The sequence below is a fragment of the Levilactobacillus bambusae genome (assembly GCF_003124125.1).
GTDB classification, from domain to species: domain Bacteria; phylum Bacillota; class Bacilli; order Lactobacillales; family Lactobacillaceae; genus Levilactobacillus; species Levilactobacillus bambusae.
The window spans coordinates 255504-270151 of record NZ_QCXQ01000002.1; the positions used below are offsets into that span (position 1 = coordinate 255504).

The 14648-nt window shown below is 47.3% G+C and carries 17 protein-coding genes; 6 read left to right on the forward strand and 11 right to left on the reverse strand.

What is annotated here, in order from left to right:
- Positions 1-135: 135 nt before the first annotated feature.
- The 4 genes from DCM90_RS04045 to DCM90_RS09955 form a co-directional block, all read right to left on the reverse strand.
- Positions 136-1875 carry a phospho-sugar mutase gene (locus DCM90_RS04045; protein WP_109250061.1) on the reverse strand — a complete coding sequence of 580 codons (1740 nt, stop codon included), beginning with the start codon at positions 1873-1875 and terminating at the stop codon, positions 136-138.
- Between the two features lie 36 nt (positions 1876-1911).
- Positions 1912-2937 carry an aldose epimerase family protein gene (locus DCM90_RS04050; protein WP_109250062.1) on the reverse strand — a complete coding sequence of 342 codons (1026 nt, stop codon included), beginning with the start codon at positions 2935-2937 and terminating at the stop codon, positions 1912-1914.
- Between the two features lie 222 nt (positions 2938-3159).
- Positions 3160-4782, reverse strand: coding sequence for an ABC-F family ATP-binding cassette domain-containing protein (locus tag DCM90_RS04055; RefSeq protein WP_109250063.1), 1623 nt, complete (start codon positions 4780-4782; stop codon positions 3160-3162).
- Positions 4783-4896: 114 nt separating this feature from the next.
- The gene (locus DCM90_RS09955; protein WP_165815197.1) at positions 4897-5061 is read right to left on the reverse strand and encodes a hypothetical protein; all 165 of its coding nucleotides are present in this window, start codon (positions 5059-5061) and stop codon (positions 4897-4899) included.
- A 123-nt stretch (positions 5062-5184) separates the two neighbouring features.
- On the opposite strand from DCM90_RS09955, the gene DCM90_RS04060 reads away from it, so the two are divergent.
- The 4 genes from DCM90_RS04060 (at position 5185) to DCM90_RS04070 (ending at position 7445) form a co-directional block, all read left to right on the forward strand.
- Positions 5185-5880, forward strand: coding sequence for a zinc metallopeptidase (locus DCM90_RS04060; RefSeq protein ID WP_109250064.1), 696 nt, complete (start codon positions 5185-5187; stop codon positions 5878-5880).
- Between the two features lie 63 nt (positions 5881-5943).
- Positions 5944-6111, forward strand: a complete 168-nt coding sequence (locus DCM90_RS09960; RefSeq protein WP_165815198.1) for a hypothetical protein — start codon at positions 5944-5946, stop codon at positions 6109-6111.
- A gap of 124 nt (positions 6112-6235) precedes the next feature.
- Entirely contained in the window at positions 6236-7030 is a 795-nt protein-coding gene (map, locus tag DCM90_RS04065; protein WP_109250065.1) for a type I methionyl aminopeptidase, read from the forward strand.
- 43 nt (positions 7031-7073) lie between these two features.
- Positions 7074-7445 carry a DUF488 domain-containing protein gene (locus tag DCM90_RS04070; protein WP_109250066.1) on the forward strand — a complete coding sequence of 124 codons (372 nt, stop codon included), beginning with the start codon at positions 7074-7076 and terminating at the stop codon, positions 7443-7445.
- A gap of 59 nt (positions 7446-7504) precedes the next feature.
- On the opposite strand, the gene DCM90_RS04075 is transcribed toward DCM90_RS04070, so the two are convergent.
- The gene (locus DCM90_RS04075; RefSeq protein ID WP_109250067.1) at positions 7505-8182 is read right to left on the reverse strand and encodes an HAD-IA family hydrolase; all 678 of its coding nucleotides are present in this window, start codon (positions 8180-8182) and stop codon (positions 7505-7507) included.
- 27 nt (positions 8183-8209) lie between these two features.
- Positions 8210-8677, reverse strand: a complete 468-nt coding sequence (locus DCM90_RS04080) for a universal stress protein (RefSeq protein WP_109250068.1) — start codon at positions 8675-8677, stop codon at positions 8210-8212.
- A gap of 177 nt (positions 8678-8854) precedes the next feature.
- On the opposite strand from DCM90_RS04080, the gene DCM90_RS04085 reads away from it, so the two are divergent.
- Positions 8855-9442, forward strand: coding sequence for a DUF2179 domain-containing protein (locus tag DCM90_RS04085; RefSeq protein WP_225365964.1), 588 nt, complete (start codon positions 8855-8857; stop codon positions 9440-9442).
- Positions 9443-9670: 228 nt separating this feature from the next.
- Here the strand turns inward: DCM90_RS04085 and DCM90_RS04090 are convergent, their stop codons facing one another.
- Entirely contained in the window at positions 9671-10477 is an 807-nt protein-coding gene (locus DCM90_RS04090) for a ribonuclease H family protein (RefSeq protein ID WP_109250070.1), read from the reverse strand.
- Positions 10478-10667: 190 nt separating this feature from the next.
- Between DCM90_RS04090 and DCM90_RS04095 the strand changes: the two genes are divergently transcribed.
- Positions 10668-11165 (forward strand): hypothetical protein, encoded by a 498-nt coding sequence (locus tag DCM90_RS04095; protein ID WP_109250071.1) that lies wholly within the window; start codon positions 10668-10670, stop codon positions 11163-11165.
- A 143-nt stretch (positions 11166-11308) separates the two neighbouring features.
- Here DCM90_RS04095 and DCM90_RS04100 read toward each other — a convergent pair whose 3' ends face one another.
- From DCM90_RS04100 to codA, 4 genes are all read right to left on the reverse strand, one after another.
- On the reverse strand, positions 11309-11800 hold the full coding sequence (locus tag DCM90_RS04100; protein ID WP_109250072.1) for an ECF transporter S component: 492 nt from the start codon (positions 11798-11800) through the stop codon (positions 11309-11311).
- Positions 11797-12363, reverse strand: coding sequence for a TIGR01440 family protein (locus DCM90_RS04105; protein WP_109250073.1), 567 nt, complete (start codon positions 12361-12363; stop codon positions 11797-11799). The genes DCM90_RS04100 and DCM90_RS04105 overlap by 4 nt, the downstream gene beginning before the upstream one ends.
- Positions 12353-13150, reverse strand: coding sequence for a PfkB family carbohydrate kinase (locus tag DCM90_RS04110; RefSeq protein WP_109250074.1), 798 nt, complete (start codon positions 13148-13150; stop codon positions 12353-12355). The genes DCM90_RS04105 and DCM90_RS04110 overlap by 11 nt, the downstream gene beginning before the upstream one ends.
- 181 nt (positions 13151-13331) lie before the next feature.
- Entirely contained in the window at positions 13332-14573 is a 1242-nt protein-coding gene (gene codA / locus DCM90_RS04115) for a cytosine deaminase (protein WP_109250075.1), read from the reverse strand.
- Between the last annotated feature and the right edge of the window lie 75 nt (positions 14574-14648).

A 14648-nucleotide genomic window follows, 5' to 3' on the forward strand; every position in this document is an offset into this window, starting at 1 on the left:
CCTAAAGTTGGTGGGAAAGATTGACTTGTAAAATAGAGTGCGACTTCAACCGGGTTGATAACGAGGATTCACGTAATTGAAAAAAAGCTAAGCCATACCGAACTCGGCGTGGCTTAGCTTTTATACTTAGTCGACTTAGTTTTCTTCTTGTTCGACGTAATCCTTTAGTGCTTGTTCGTATCCTTCTAGTTGAGCAGCAGCCGTTTGAGCATCAGCGGCGTGGGTCCCAACGTAGAATTTGATCTTTGGTTCCGTTCCGGATGGTCGGATACAGATCCAACTGCCATCTTCTAACCAGAACTTCAGGACGTTTGACTGTGGCAACTCGATGTTACTGGTTTCACCAGTGACGTCATTAGTCTTCACTTGGGTTTCAAAGTCTTCCGTGGATACGACCTTTACCCCGTTGAATGCAGTGGGTTTGTGATCCCTAAACGAGGTCATGAGCGCACTCATTTTAACCTTACCGTCTAACCCCGGAAAATCCTGTGAGATCGTCTTTTCGTCGTAGTAACCGTACTTTTGGTAAAGTTCCTGAATCCCATCGTACAGGGTCATCCCCCGTTTTGCATAGTAAGCAGCTACCTCAGCTAGCAGGACGGTTGATTGAATGGCATCCTTATCGCGGACAAATGGTTTGATCAAGTAGCCGTAACTTTCTTCAAATCCAAAGAGGAAGGTGTGATCCCCCGTCTCCTCGTAGTTTTTAATCTGTTCGGCAATAAACTTAAACCCGGTTAAAACGTCCACCGTTTCAATTCCAAAACTAGCGGCAATCTTAGTTGCTAAATCCGTTGAGACAATTGATTTTACCACGCGGCCGTTTGCGGGCAGATCATGGGCTTCCTGACGGGCGGTCAAGATGTAATTTAACAGAACGGAAGCGATTTGATTACCAGACATGAGTTGATAATCCCCGTTTGGTAATCGAACGGCTGCGCCAAGACGGTCAGCATCCGGATCAGTCGCCACCAGGAGATCAGCTCCCTCCTGTTTCCCCATCTGAATAGCTAAGTCAAAGGCTTCCGGAAATTCAGGGTTAGGGAACGGAACGGTTGGAAATTCAGGGTCCGCAATGGCTTGTTCGGGAACCATGGTGAAGTCCTTAAACCCGGCCCCACGAAGCGCCCGCTCTCCGATGACCTTCCCTGTTCCGTGGAGTGGCGTATATACCAACTTCATCGTTGGGGCCACTTCGGCTAATAACTCATGGTTAATCGTCACGGATTCAACGTTTTGCAGGTAGGGCAGATCAACATCTTCCCCAATAATATGCATTATCCCGTCCTCACGGAGTTGGGGTTCGGCCACCGTTTGAATGGCAAACAGGTCAGTGGCACTCTGAACGTATTCCGTAATTTTATCGGATTCAACGGGCGGCATCTGGCCCCCATCCGGACCATAGATCTTAAACCCGTTGTATTGCTTAGGATTATGGCTAGCAGTAATCATAATTCCCGCGTACGTGTTTAAGTGCCGTACGGCAAAGGATAATTCAGGGGTAGGTCGTAAATCATCAAACACGAAGGACTGAATACCATGGGCACCTAAAACCATAGCCGCTTCATGCGCAAATTCCTCAGAGTGGTAGCGGGAATCAAAGCTGATGGCGACTCCCCGTTTTTTCTCATCGGCACTTAGGGTATCCATGAACCGCGCGACCCCTTCAGTGGCTTGCCGGATCGTATATACGTTCATCCGACCAATTCCAGGCCCCATTAACCCCCGCATCCCAGCGGTCCCAAACGTCATGGGTTCAGAGAAAGCTTCCTTTAAAGCATCTGGATCGCTTTCCATTTGGTTCAACTCTGATTTAATGTAGGGAATCATATCCTTTTGGTCCTGCCACAGTTGATAAGTTTCTTGCCAAGTCATAAATCCTTGTCACTCCTCTATTCTCTCGTTACGCCATTATAAGCGTTCGTATTGGTAACTAATTGTATGCGTCACCGTTTCATTCTTAGGTAACACAATATTACCAAAGCCATCGTGATTGATCGCATCCGGCAGGGTTTGAGCTTCCGTCGCCAGTGCATCATAATCGTGTAAATTTTGCCGGGCGGTTGATTGCGGGTTGGCCGTAAAAATAACAAGTCCGTTTCGATCCGAATAAATCGACACTTGACGGTGGCCATCGTTATCACCTACTTGGGCGACTGGCACCTGGCTGCTTGGGGATACTTCGTAGGCGTCATCAAACTCAATCCCGCCCGTTTCAGCGCTGAGGGCATCCAACGCGGTCTTCATATCGGGCCCTTCCCGAAAATCATACGCTGTATCCGCCACCGAAACGATTTCACCCGTTGGGATCTTCTCGGCGTTAGTGACAACACGCTGATCACCGTTAATTTTAAGCCACTGGTTATTAATGGTATAGCCACTATCCGTCACGTTCCAGTACACGTGAATCGTCGGATTAAACAGCGTGTCCATGTCACTGTGACCCGTTAGGTTAACGTTAACCCGGTTATCATTCGTTAGTTCATATGTAATGGTTGCCTCTAACGGCCCCGGAAACCCATCATCTTCTTCCGTAAACCGGTGGGTTAAGGTCACGGAGACCTGATCCGTAGATTCCTCAACGGTTCCGTCCCAGTTCACAAACGCAAACCCATGGGGTCCGCCATGAAGGAGGTTTTGGCCCTCATTCGCCTCTAACTGATAGGGAGTTTGACCAATCGTAAAGGCAGCGTTCGATATCCGTCCTGCAACGGGTCCGACCGCCTTACTCAGGTTCCAGACGTTATCCGTGTAGACATCGGGATTGGGTTCGGAAACTAACAAATCATGTTGTTCGTCCCCCTCGGTAACGATAAAGCTTTGAAAAGTTGCCCCGTAACTCAAAATAATAATCGATGTGCCCTTATCGTTCGTTAAAACGTAGCGGGTACACGTTTCACCGTGAGCATTTCGGTAGGTTGACTGTGTCGTTTTCAAAAAAAGCACCTCCTAAGGTTCATTAGGCTTATTATACCTTAGTTTACCAATGAAAGGCCGGAATCACGGCATTTTTTATCTGAAAGCGGTGAAAATAGTTAGCGGTTTCAAACAATTGCTGCCAAATAACGGCATCCCCTCTCCTTGAGAGAATTTCACTCGAAGAAGGGGTATGCCGTTATTAGTCGGAAAAATCAGGCGTTATTTTACCTGGTTGAGTCCTTATGCATATAATTTTTTCAGTTGTTCTTGAACCTGCGGATGACCCAAAAATTCCTCGTAAGTGGTATCCGCCCGTTCAACCATGCCGTTCCCGCTTACTTCAACAATGTGATCGGCAATCGTTTGGATAAACTCTCGGTCATGGGAGGTAAAGATAATGGAACTATTAAATGACACCAGGGCATCATTTAATGCCGTGATCGATTCCAGGTCTAAGTGGTTGGTAGGGTCGTCCATTAGAAGGACGTTCGCCCGACTTAACATCATCTTAGAGAGCATTCCCCGAACCTTTTCGCCCCCGGACATGACGCCAACCTGTTTGTTCACGTCATCGCCTGAGAAGAGCATCTTTCCGAGAAAGCCCCGGAGGAAGGTGTTGTCGCTTTCCGCCTTTGAAGCAAACTGTCGCAACCACTCAATCAGGGGGAGGTCCTGCGTAAATTCAGCCGTTAAATCCTTAGGCAGATAGGTTTGGCTGGTGGTTTGGCCCCACGTCACCGTTCCGGTATCGGGTTCCATTCGGCCCGCAATAATTTCCATTAACGCCGTCGTGGCCAAGTCATTTCGACTAATTAACGCCGTCTTTTCACCGGGCCGGAGCGTGAATGAAATATTGTCCAAAATCTTCACGCCGTCAATCGTTTTCGAAACGCCATCGACGCGGACAAGGTCGTTACCCAGTTCCCGTTCGGGAGTAAACTTAATGAACGGGTACTGCCGGGATGAGGGTTTGATATCTTCCAACGTAATCTTATCAAGCTGCTTCTTTCTAGAAGTGGCCTGCTTGGATTTAGACGCGTTCGCACTAAACCGGGCAATAAACTCCTGCAGTTCTTTAATTTGATCGGTCTTCTTGGCGTTCGCATCCGCCTTTAACTTAGCGGCTAACTCACTAGATTTCATCCAGAAGTCATAGTTACCAACGAAGAGCGTAATTTTACCGTAGTCCACGTCACAAATATGCGTACAAACCTGATTTAAAAAGTGTCGGTCATGGGAAACCACAATGACGGTTTGTTCGTAGTCCGCCAGAAAGTTTTCCAACCAGTCAATCGTCTGAACGTCTAACCCGTTGGTTGGTTCGTCCAAAAGCAGGAGATCAGGATGGCCAAACAAAGCCTGACCCAGCAAGACCTTCACCTTTTGAGGTTCGGTAAGTTCACTCATCTTTTCCTGCTGCATCTTTTCGTCGATTCCCAGGCTCTGGAGCATTTGACTGGCTTCAGCTTCCGCGTTCCAACCATCAAGTTCGGCAAACTCGGCTTCCAGTTCGGCGGCCCGCAACCCATCTGCATCACTAAAATCTGGTTTCATGTAGATGGCATTTTTTTCCGTCATAATGTCATATAACTTCGTGTGTCCCTGAATCACCGTATCCAAAACTACTTGGTCTTCAAACGCAAAGTGATCCTGGTTCAAACTGGACATCCGTTCGTTAGGGTCTAACGTTACCGTTCCCGTACTGGGTTTCAACTGACCCTCAAGAATCTTAAGGAAGGTGGATTTTCCCGCCCCATTCGCCCCGATCAAGCCATAACAGTTTCCGGGAGTAAACGTTAAGTTAACGTCGGAATACAAAGTCCGATCGGAGAAACGCATTTCAACATTATTTACCTTCAGCAAAGCATTACCTCGTTCTTTCTGTGCATGAAAAAAGCCGGCATCATATGTGCTGGCTACACGTCGAATTCATTATTCGAGTTATTGTATCATGACTCATCTAAACATGCAATGCGGTTACTTTTTCCGAAAGGCTTGCACCATACAGACGGCGGCTTCCGCCAGCATCCCGATGGCCATCATGTACATCGCAATCATATTATGGTCTTGGATCACTTCAATTAATAAAATTATGTAAAAGATGAATAGAATGACACTAAACCACTTTGAATACATCATCATTAATCAGCCTCCTCGATTGTTCCTTCACCATAGCAAGAAAGCCCCCAAAATGTAAATTAAAATGACTCGACTTTTAGGATGAATTTGATAGAATGATGGAAAATACACAAGGGAGGCTTTAATTTGGGATTCTTTTTTGACCCCACCTACGTTCTCGTGATTGCGGGAATGCTTATTTCCATGGCCGCCTCGGCTTATGTGAATACCACCTTTCGCCGGTACGATCAGGTTCCGTCAGAAAGACGACTTACTGGAACGGAAGCGGCGGCCTACATTCTTCAACAGTCTGGCATTACTGACGTTCGGATTACGTCAATTCCCGGAGAGTTAACGGATAATTATAACGGGAGTGATAAAACCCTCAACCTATCGCAGTCGACCGCCAATTCTACCTCCGTAGCTGCGATTGGCGTTGCTGCCCATGAATGCGGACATGCCGTTCAGGACGCTAAGGGGTACTGGCCCATGCGGCTCCGAACGGCGTTAGTGCCCGCCGCCAACATCGGATCCACCCTATCGTTTCCAATTATTATTGCGGGGGTATTAATGAGCTGGAATCAGACCCTCATTCATATTGGGATCCTGTTGTTCTCGTTAGCCCTGCTCTTTCAGCTGGTGACCCTGCCCGTTGAATTTAATGCTTCACACCGGGCCCTTTCGATTCTTTCTAGCGGCGGTTTACTCACGCCAGAAGAGGTTCCAATGGTTCGTCACGTTTTAACGGCGGCGGCTTTAACCTACGTTGCAGCCGCGTTAGCAACGTTTCTCCAACTCCTCCGCTTGATTTTGCTGTTCGGAAATAATCGCGATGACAATTAACGTCCCACCCCATTTAGGTTATAATCAAGCTATCAACAATAACGAAACGGGGTGCCAGGCCAGATGAACATGATCACCTATTTAGAAGATCAAATTAACTTTCTCACCGAGCAAGTTAACGATGCTAAAAAACAGAACAACGAAATGATGCGGGTAATGACTGAATCCCGTCGCGATGAAGCAGCTCATATCTTAGAAGCCATTCATTCAGGACAAATCACCACCCTCTAATCATCAACAAACCCGGTTCGGCCAAACTCCTTGTGCCGCATCGGGTTTGTTTGTCTAAACTCTTTGTGCTTTCGCCTAATGTGGTGTAGGCTTAGGTGGAATTATTAAATAGGAGGAAATCGACTTGATTACAATTAAATCACCACGTGAAATTGAAAAGATGGGTGACTCAGGCCACGTCTTGGCGGGCGTTCACCTTGGTTTGCGTGATTTAATCAAACCCGGTTTAGACACCTGGGAGATCGAAGAATTCGCCCGGGACTACATTAAATCAAAGGGCGGTTACCCATCCGAAATGGGATTTGACGGCTATAAATTTGCCACGTGTATCAGTATTAACGATGAAATCGCCCATGGAATTCCCCGTAAGGGCCTTAAATTAAAGAATGGTGACGTCCTCAAGGTTGACCTTTGCGTTAACCTTGACGGCTTTGAAAGTGACTCCTGTTGGACTTACGCTGTCGGTGATCTAAGTGACGAAGCAACCCATTTGATGGACGTCACTAAAACGGCCCTCTACCTTGGGATTGATCAAGCTAAAGTCGGTAACCGGATTGGTGATATTGGTAACGCCATGCAGCGCTATATTGAATCCGAAAATCACATGGGGGACGTCCGCGACTTAATTGGTCACGGTATTCAGCCTTCCATTCACGAACAGCCGAACGTTCCAGGATACGGTCAGGCCGGTCGCGGATTGCGGCTACGTGAAGGGATGACCATTACCATCGAGCCCATGGTTAACTTAGGTTCGTGGAAAATGAAGTCCCGTTACGATGCTAAGGACGACTGGGAATACTACGTTACCGCTGATGGCAGCCTTTCCTCCCAGTACGAACACACCTTAGCGATCACCAAAGCGGGACCGAAAATTTTAACCTCCCAAGATCCCGAATTTGACGCTAAATACCTATTATAATCAGAAGTCTAGCGCACCGGATTTTTAGTTTGGAGGCGATGAAATGACCACCATTAAAGTTGAACGAATCTACACAAAGCCAGAAGATTTATCTGGCTACCGGATTCTAGTTGACCGCGTTTGGCCCCGCGGGATCTCCAAGGAGGTTGCCCACCTTAACCAGTGGGAAAAGGATGTGGCCCCGACGACGGAACTTCGCAAATGGTTTAATCACGATCCCGAAAAATACCCGGAGTTTAAGCAGCGCTATCTGGACGAATTAAAGGCCAATCCAGCTACCCCGGCCTTTGTGACGCTGGTTAAGGATCAGTTGGTCCACAAAGATGTCATTCTGTTATTTGGGGCTAAGGATGAACAAGATAATCAAGCTCAAGTGTTGAAGGACTTTCTGGAAACGAATGAAAGTGAGTCCTAACCAAAAGAAATAAGACGATNNATCGTCTTATTTCTTTTGGTTTAATTCATATCTTACGACTAATAATACTGGTTATACTGCTGTTTTATGGCGGCCAAGCTGAGTTCAGCCGAATTTTCAAACTGAATCTTAGCGAGCTGGTGGTTGGCTTGGTAACCAATCGCGATGGGAGTGGCCCCTGAAGCATTAACCGCCTCTAACCCCGTGACCGTATCTTCCACCCCAAAGCAGTTAACCGGTGATAACCCAATTTCCCGGGCCGCCGCTAAGTAAATATCCGGCTGCGGTTTACTATGAGCGAGTTTCCCGGCGTTAATAATTGTGGGAAAGTAACGGGTCAGCTGTAGCTGGTCAATTTCCGCGGCCGCATTTGTTGACGCCGATGCCAATGCCATCCGGTACCCAGCGGCCCGAATACTCGCCAAAAAATCAGCGATTCCCGGTAGAATATTGGCCGGCGACATCTCTAAGATCCGTTGTTGGTACACCCGGTTTTCTTCATCGGTTAACTCCGCGCGTCTAGCCGTGTCAAACTCGGCTGAGCGGTCCACCGAAGCTAATATTGCCTCTAAGGAATCTGACCGACTCATGCCGGGTAACGTCCTTTCCAGCTGTGACGTCCAAGGAATTTCTAACTGATTGGCAATTTCATGCCAAGAATCTAGGTGATACCGCCACGAATCAGCGATCACCCCATGGAGATCGAATAAAAAGCCGTGCATGTCGTTAAATGACATGGCTCTCCCCCCTTTGGTTAGTTTTCCCTATCTTACCACGATTACCGACACGGGCGCCTTTTTAGACAACTGAACGCTAATGGCGGCCTTATGCCCCCGCCGCTCAGGATTTGAATCTGCTCCGCAAACAATGAGATCCGGGTTAAACCTTGGGATGACATCTTCGACAATGATATCATCGACGTCGCCATCCTCCGCAACGTATCCTTTAACGTCCACTACGCCATCGGCTTGGGCATGATTAATATAATCATTAACCACCTCATGAAGGGCGTCCCGTTTTTCATCCACCTTTGCGGGGGTTAATGAATCAAAAACACTCAGATCGTCACTCTCCATCACCGATACAATTCCCAAGCTCGCCTGATTGACCTTAGCCTGGGTTACCGCAAAGCGAAAGGCCTTAGCCGTTGAATCCTGGTCATCAACGTCAACTGTTAATAAAATCCGCTTAAAAACGAGTGGCTGATCTATGCTGTTGGTTTCACTGTCCATTGAACAATTTCCTCCTGTCATGCTTAACGTTTAACCTTGGTTTTATTATACCCCAACCAGGAAGCGCTATCAGTTATTTTTATCGGTCGAGGTGTCTTCATCCCCTCATTGGTGATTCGGTGTTAGAATTAATTTGTACGAGAAACAAACGCAAACTTTGTGGAATTGGAGGGATTAATGATGTCACTCGCTCTAACAATTTTTTTACTGAACACGTGTTACATCACACTGAATACATTCCGGACCATGTTAGTGGTTCGCCGTCAAAAATTTTGGGCGCCCGTATTAGCGGTCGTTGAAGAGTTAGTTTACGTTATGGCCTTAGCCATCGCCCTGAAAAACATTAGCAACCCGGTTAACATCGCGGCTTACTGTTTAGGATTCGGCCTTGGAATCTACCTTGGAATTCTGATTGAAGACCGGATTGCCTTAGGTTACGTGAACTTTCAGGTTACGATTCCCATTAATCAGGACAGTCCGGACTACGACAAGAATCGGGGTCTCCCTGAAACACTCCGGAACTCCGGTTATGGGGTAACTGAAACATGGGGTTACGGCCACTCGGGGGCCCGGTTAATTCTAAGCATTTTGGCCCCCCGATCCGCAAGTAAGAAACTCATGTCACAGATTAAGAACCTTTCGCCAAACGCCTTTATTATGGTAAACGAACCAACGGAACTCTCCGGTGGTTTCTGGAGTAAGGAAGTCAGCAAACGGTTTAAGAACGCTAAGAACCAGGATCATGGGACTTCGCTTAAAAATTAAAAGGGCCGGAACATAAAACGTTTAGACCATGCCAAATAAAGTCCAGGATCAGGTTCGATTGTATTTTGATCGAATTTGGTCCTGGACTTTATTTTGGTTGTGGTCTGTCTTTAGTCGGGTTCCACACCCTGTCCCGTAACTACCAGTCCGAAAGCATCCTGTTAAGGTTGAAGGGCTTTCGGACCACGTTGCAAAAGTCAAGTTTTCTGAGCGAAGCGGCCCTTAATTTTAAAACCCCATCTTTTTTAACGCGGCTTTAACATCCTCAACCGACTTTTGGTTGGCCGGTGAAGATGCAGGTGCTTCAACGGTTGGCTTGGGCGGAACAGGTTTAGAGACACCCATTTGATCCATCGTCTGGTTTAATAACTCATCCACGTAGACGTTACCCCGATTTGTAGCATGGCCCTTCGTCCACTGGTAACTTAGATGTGGGAACTGCAGGAGCTGAGCGTCTAACTCCTGCCAAAGTTCGGCGTTAATTAACGGTCCGCTTGACCGTTTCCAACCCCGTTTCTTCCAGCCTGCTAGCCACCCCTTTGTCAGGGCATTTAAGACGTACCGGGAGTCCATGACTAACTGGATAGCGGCATCACTCTTTCCCAGCGCGGTCAGTTTTTTTAAGGCCTCAACAACCGCCATAATTTCCATCCGGTTATTCGTGGCACCAAACTCACCGGCCGAGTCAGAAATAACCTGATCTGGCAGTTCAATTCGGTAGGCCCACGCTGCTTTATCCGTGGACTTAACGTGCCCGTTAGCCACGTTTCCGGTGTTCCGTGAGCCACCGTCCGTATAGACGGTAATGTCAACTGGGCCGGCTGGAGGTGTCATTCGACTATCCTTTGAAGACTTGGGCCGACTAGCTGAGCTTGCCGTTGAACCAGCCAAGTAGGCATTTGCCTCAGCTAAGGTAGCAAAGCTTTTATACTGGGCCCCTGGATACCCCTTAACCTGAGACTCGGTTTCAGTCCAGGTTTTAAAAATCCCCGTCTGTCGGCCCGCCTTAACGGCATACACCTTCTTCTTACCCATCTAAATTCCTCTTTTCACCATTAAATTTATAATCTTTAGTGTAGCATGTTTTCCCAATTTCAAAGTGTTTGATTCTAATTTTAGTCAATTCTGATAATCAGAATAATGTAAAACTGTTTTAACTTATGGTATCGTTAATGTAAGGACTGACCGGAAATTGTTTTGATCTACATAAGGAGGAGTTCAGTCGATGAGCCAACAACTACAAGCGGTACTGATTAATGTCGAGCAGGCACACGCCTTGCTGAAAGATAATGTTGAACAGCGCAAGAAGACTTTCCCAAAGCTTGCTCAAGCCGGTCAGTTTATTTTGCCAGATTATCGGTTAACGCGAAAACGCGAGGCCTTCAAGATCCGTAAGCATACGTTCTTGAAGAAACAGGCGCGTTCATACGTTGCCTTTGATTCTGACAACGGGCAAACTTTGTGGATGCACAACTTTTCAAGTCTTTCGGAAGCGTGTTTCTGGTTAAACACGGGGTTAAAGCCAACCGATACGGATACCTTTGAATCCTACTCGAGTTGGAAAGTCACCCACCATGACGAAATTGAGGCCTTAAAGGATCAACTTCGAGAAGCGCACAAAAAAACGTCAAAGAAGGCAGCCAAAAAGCCGGAGGGCAATAAGTCCCCGGTTAAGCAGGCCGCTCAGAAGCCCGTTAAAAAGAAAAAGAAGGTTCATAAGTAACCTTCACCATTCGGTTTAAAATCTGCAGCCGGTAAGTCAACCGATTACCCCTGCTAAATCACGGCATGAGCCCAATNNATTGGGCTCATGCCGTGATTTTTTGATTCTATCTATTTTTTTGGCTAACATTATTTTCAACGCTACTAATGAATCAGCCGCTCTAGCCGTGGCAATAGTCCCATGGCTAAAACTACCCCGACCAGTCCCTGGATCATATTGGGCAAAATCCCAGCTACCCCGGCCGGCCAACTGTACAATAGCCAATCCGTCACGAAGTAGCCGAGCACCATTAACAGTCCGCTACCCAATAGGATCAAGGTGCGCGAGGTCCGTCTCAGGGATTGTTTCGCATACCCGGCGCACCACCCCTCTAGGCCGTGGACGATCAGCGAAAAGAACATGTATTGACCATACCCACCCAGTAAATCAAGCAGCAGGCCGCTAAATCCGCCAATCGCAGCTCCCCACCGGGAACCCATCAACATAGCGGCCACTAAAATAAGGGCGTCGCATAAATTAATGTAGCCGTGGGTCATCGGGACGGGAATGATAAAAATTCGACTAATCACAACGTTAACGGCGACCAAAGTGGCCGCAAAAACCATTTGATGAATTTGGTTGGTAGACTGGGTCATGACCTTAAGTTAGCTTCGGTAAAGTCATACTGTGCCCGAGCCCCTCCAATTAATTTCGGTCGAGTCTTCAAGGCGACGACGTTAGCGGCACCAATCTGATGGGTCGTCAAATGAACGGGAACCTGAACAAATCGGACGTGCATCCCAATTTCCGTTCCACCAATGTCAATTCCACCGTCCGCAACAATGTGTTCCACTTCCACTGGTTCCGACATTTCTTGGTAGGCCGCAACTTGAGTGGCCCCACCCGCATGCATGGCGGGAACCACTTCAACCTGGTCAAAGTGATGCCGATCCATCGTCCTTTTTTCCATCAACAAGGCCCGGTTAATGTGTTCGCATCCCTGAATGGCTAAGTCAAAGTGGTTGGCTTGGGCGTAATCGTTTAACGTTTCAAATACAGCTTGCCCCACTTCCAGACTCGATCCGGTACTCATCCATTCGCCCTGAATCATGCTCGTACTGCATCCCACTACGAATAATCCTCCGGTAGGAAAATCGACGAGTTCCAGGTAGTTATCCATGACCTGGCTAATATCACGCTTAATTTGTTCATTTGTCACTGTGAATCCCCCGTTTCGTTATTTCTCGTAAAATTGGGACTAAGTTAATGCCAGACCGTTGGTTAGTCGAACAGGTAGCGGCGAGTTGAAAAGTAGCAGCTGCTTTAGAAATCGCCTCATCCAGGGAATCCGTTTGAATGAAATAGCCTAATAACAAAGCTGCCCACGTATCCCCAGCACCACTCAAGTGTTGCGAAACACGTTGCGATAGCCGTGTCACTAACTGATCATTCACTAACCAACCACAGCCAATTTGATCCGCCACTTGAATCCCTGTCACCACCACTTGCGCCCCGTGATACTGATGCTCGAGCTTGGTAATGGCACGTTGAATATCGGTTAAGGATGCCAGCCGGTCATTTGTCAGCAGCCCCAGCTCCGTTACGTTTGGCGTTATCAGCGTTGCCATGGGCAGTAACCCGATTAGCCGGTCCACGTAAGCAGCATCAAGGCCGGGATAAAGCCGCCCCTCATCGCCCAGCACGGGATCAATTAGGACGGTCTTCGGTTGCCAACGGCTCAGAAATTGTTCAACCTGGTCAATTGCCGCTAACTCCCCAACGTAACCAATCAGTGCTGTATTAATGCGAAAATCAGTGATCGTCTGCCACTGCTGAATGGTCTGGTCTAACCAAGGCGTGGTTGCAACTTTGGCAGGGACCCCAAAGCCTTCCGTTTGAGTAGAAAGTAGTTGGGTGGGAACCGGATAGGTTTGGTGTCCAAAGGCCGTTAAAATCGGTAAGGCCGCGGCCATAGAAATTCCGCCAACCGCCGATAAATCCTCCATGATTAACGTCGTCGTTACGATGCTGTCACCTCCGTTTAGTTCATGTTAGTTCCAATTATAGACTAAATAGGCAACAGAAATTCTTTGATTTTAGATATTTAGACAACTCCAACACATTGTTTAACTGCATTAAAATAACGGAGTCCATTCATTAAATGGTGGCTCCGTTATTTTAATCCAGTTAAAAATTAATTTTCATTTCTACATCCCGCGGTGTTGTCTTTTCAATCAATTTCCCGCCATGAATGGAATATAATACCTCAGCCCGTTCGGTTAAGGCATGGTAAAAATTATCGGCATTCATCATCACAAGGCTAGCCGTTTTGCCAACTTCAATGCCGTAATGATCAAGAATATGAAGGCACTTGGCCCCGTTAGTGGTAATGAACTGGTAGGAATCCATAATATCGTCAAATCCCATTACCTGAGCAACGTGCAGCCCCATGGAAACAACGTCTAACATGTTGCCGTCCCCCATGGGGTACCATGGGTCCTTAATATCATCTTCACCAAAGGCAACGTTAATGCCATTTTCATGCAATTCCTTCACCCGGGTAAGTCCCCTACGTTTAGGATAGGTATCGAACCGGCCCCCTAAGTGAGTATTAATTAACGGATTGCTAATCATATTAATTCCCGACATCTTTAACAACCGCATTAACTTATAGGCATAGGCATTATTGTACGATCCCATGGCCGTGGTATGACTGGCCGTCACTTTATCACGCATTCCAGATTCCAGAGCCCGAGTGGCTAACGTTTCAAGTCCCCGGGCAGCCGGATCATCGATTTCATCACAGTGAGCATCCACGAGCAGGTTATATTTCTGGGCGAGTTCGACCACAAAGTTTAGGGATTCGACACTATATTCCCGCGTAAACTCAAAGTGCGGAATCGCTCCTAAGGCGTCTACCCCTAACTTAGCGGCCTCTTCCATCAACTCCTTGCCGTGGGGAAAGGATAAAATCCCCTCCTGCGGAAACGCAACGAGTTGTAATTCAATATCATCCTTAACCTCATCCCGCACTTCAATCAAAGCTTTTAGGGCCGTTAGGTTAGGGTCGGTGACGTCTACGTGGGATCGAACATACTGAATCCCATGCGAGGCCATTAACCGGAGCGCAGCCTTGGCCCGTTCCTTCACATCGTCATGTGATAGCGTCTTTTTCCGCTCTGACCAAATTCGAATACCGTCAAATAGGGTTCCGGATTGATTCCATTCCGGGTCACCCGCAGTCATAGTTGAGTCAAGGTGCACGTGAGGATCGACAAAGGGAGGTAAAACTAGCTTTCCTTGCCCATCAATCACCTGCTCTCCTGGCTGAGGTATTAATTGTTCAGCAATTGCGGTAAATTTACCGTCTTCAATGCGAATGTCGCTCGGTTCCGTGGCGTTTTCAATCAAAACTTGTTGAATTAACATGTCTTGCATTTTCCTCCTCAAGGTGACCAAAACAATTCGATATTTAGTTTTCTCAAATAACTTTATCATATTTCA

Coding starts and splice junctions, on each gene's coding strand:
- codA (WP_109250075.1), bottom strand. CDS start 14,573: ATGTTAATTCAACAAGTTTTGATTGAAAACGCCACGGAACCGAGCGAC.
- DCM90_RS04080 (WP_109250068.1), bottom strand. CDS start 8,677: ATGGACAGTGAAACCAACAGCATAGATCAGCCACTCGTTTTTAAGCGG.
- DCM90_RS04100 (WP_109250072.1), bottom strand. CDS start 11,800: ATGACCCAGTCTACCAACCAAATTCATCAAATGGTTTTTGCGGCCACT.
- DCM90_RS09955 (WP_165815197.1), bottom strand. CDS start 5,061: ATGATGATGTATTCAAAGTGGTTTAGTGTCATTCTATTCATCTTTTAC.
- DCM90_RS04070 (WP_109250066.1), top strand. CDS start 7,074: ATGACCACCATTAAAGTTGAACGAATCTACACAAAGCCAGAAGATTTA.
- DCM90_RS04075 (WP_109250067.1), bottom strand. CDS start 8,182: ATGTCATTTAACGACATGCACGGCTTTTTATTCGATCTCCATGGGGTG.
- DCM90_RS09960 (WP_165815198.1), top strand. CDS start 5,944: ATGAACATGATCACCTATTTAGAAGATCAAATTAACTTTCTCACCGAG.
- DCM90_RS04045 (WP_109250061.1), bottom strand. CDS start 1,875: ATGACTTGGCAAGAAACTTATCAACTGTGGCAGGACCAAAAGGATATG.
- DCM90_RS04095 (WP_109250071.1), top strand. CDS start 10,668: ATGAGCCAACAACTACAAGCGGTACTGATTAATGTCGAGCAGGCACAC.
- DCM90_RS04085 (WP_225365964.1), top strand. CDS start 8,855: ATGATGTCACTCGCTCTAACAATTTTTTTACTGAACACGTGTTACATC.
- DCM90_RS04090 (WP_109250070.1), bottom strand. CDS start 10,477: ATGGGTAAGAAGAAGGTGTATGCCGTTAAGGCGGGCCGACAGACGGGG.
- DCM90_RS04110 (WP_109250074.1), bottom strand. CDS start 13,150: ATGGAGGATTTATCGGCGGTTGGCGGAATTTCTATGGCCGCGGCCTTA.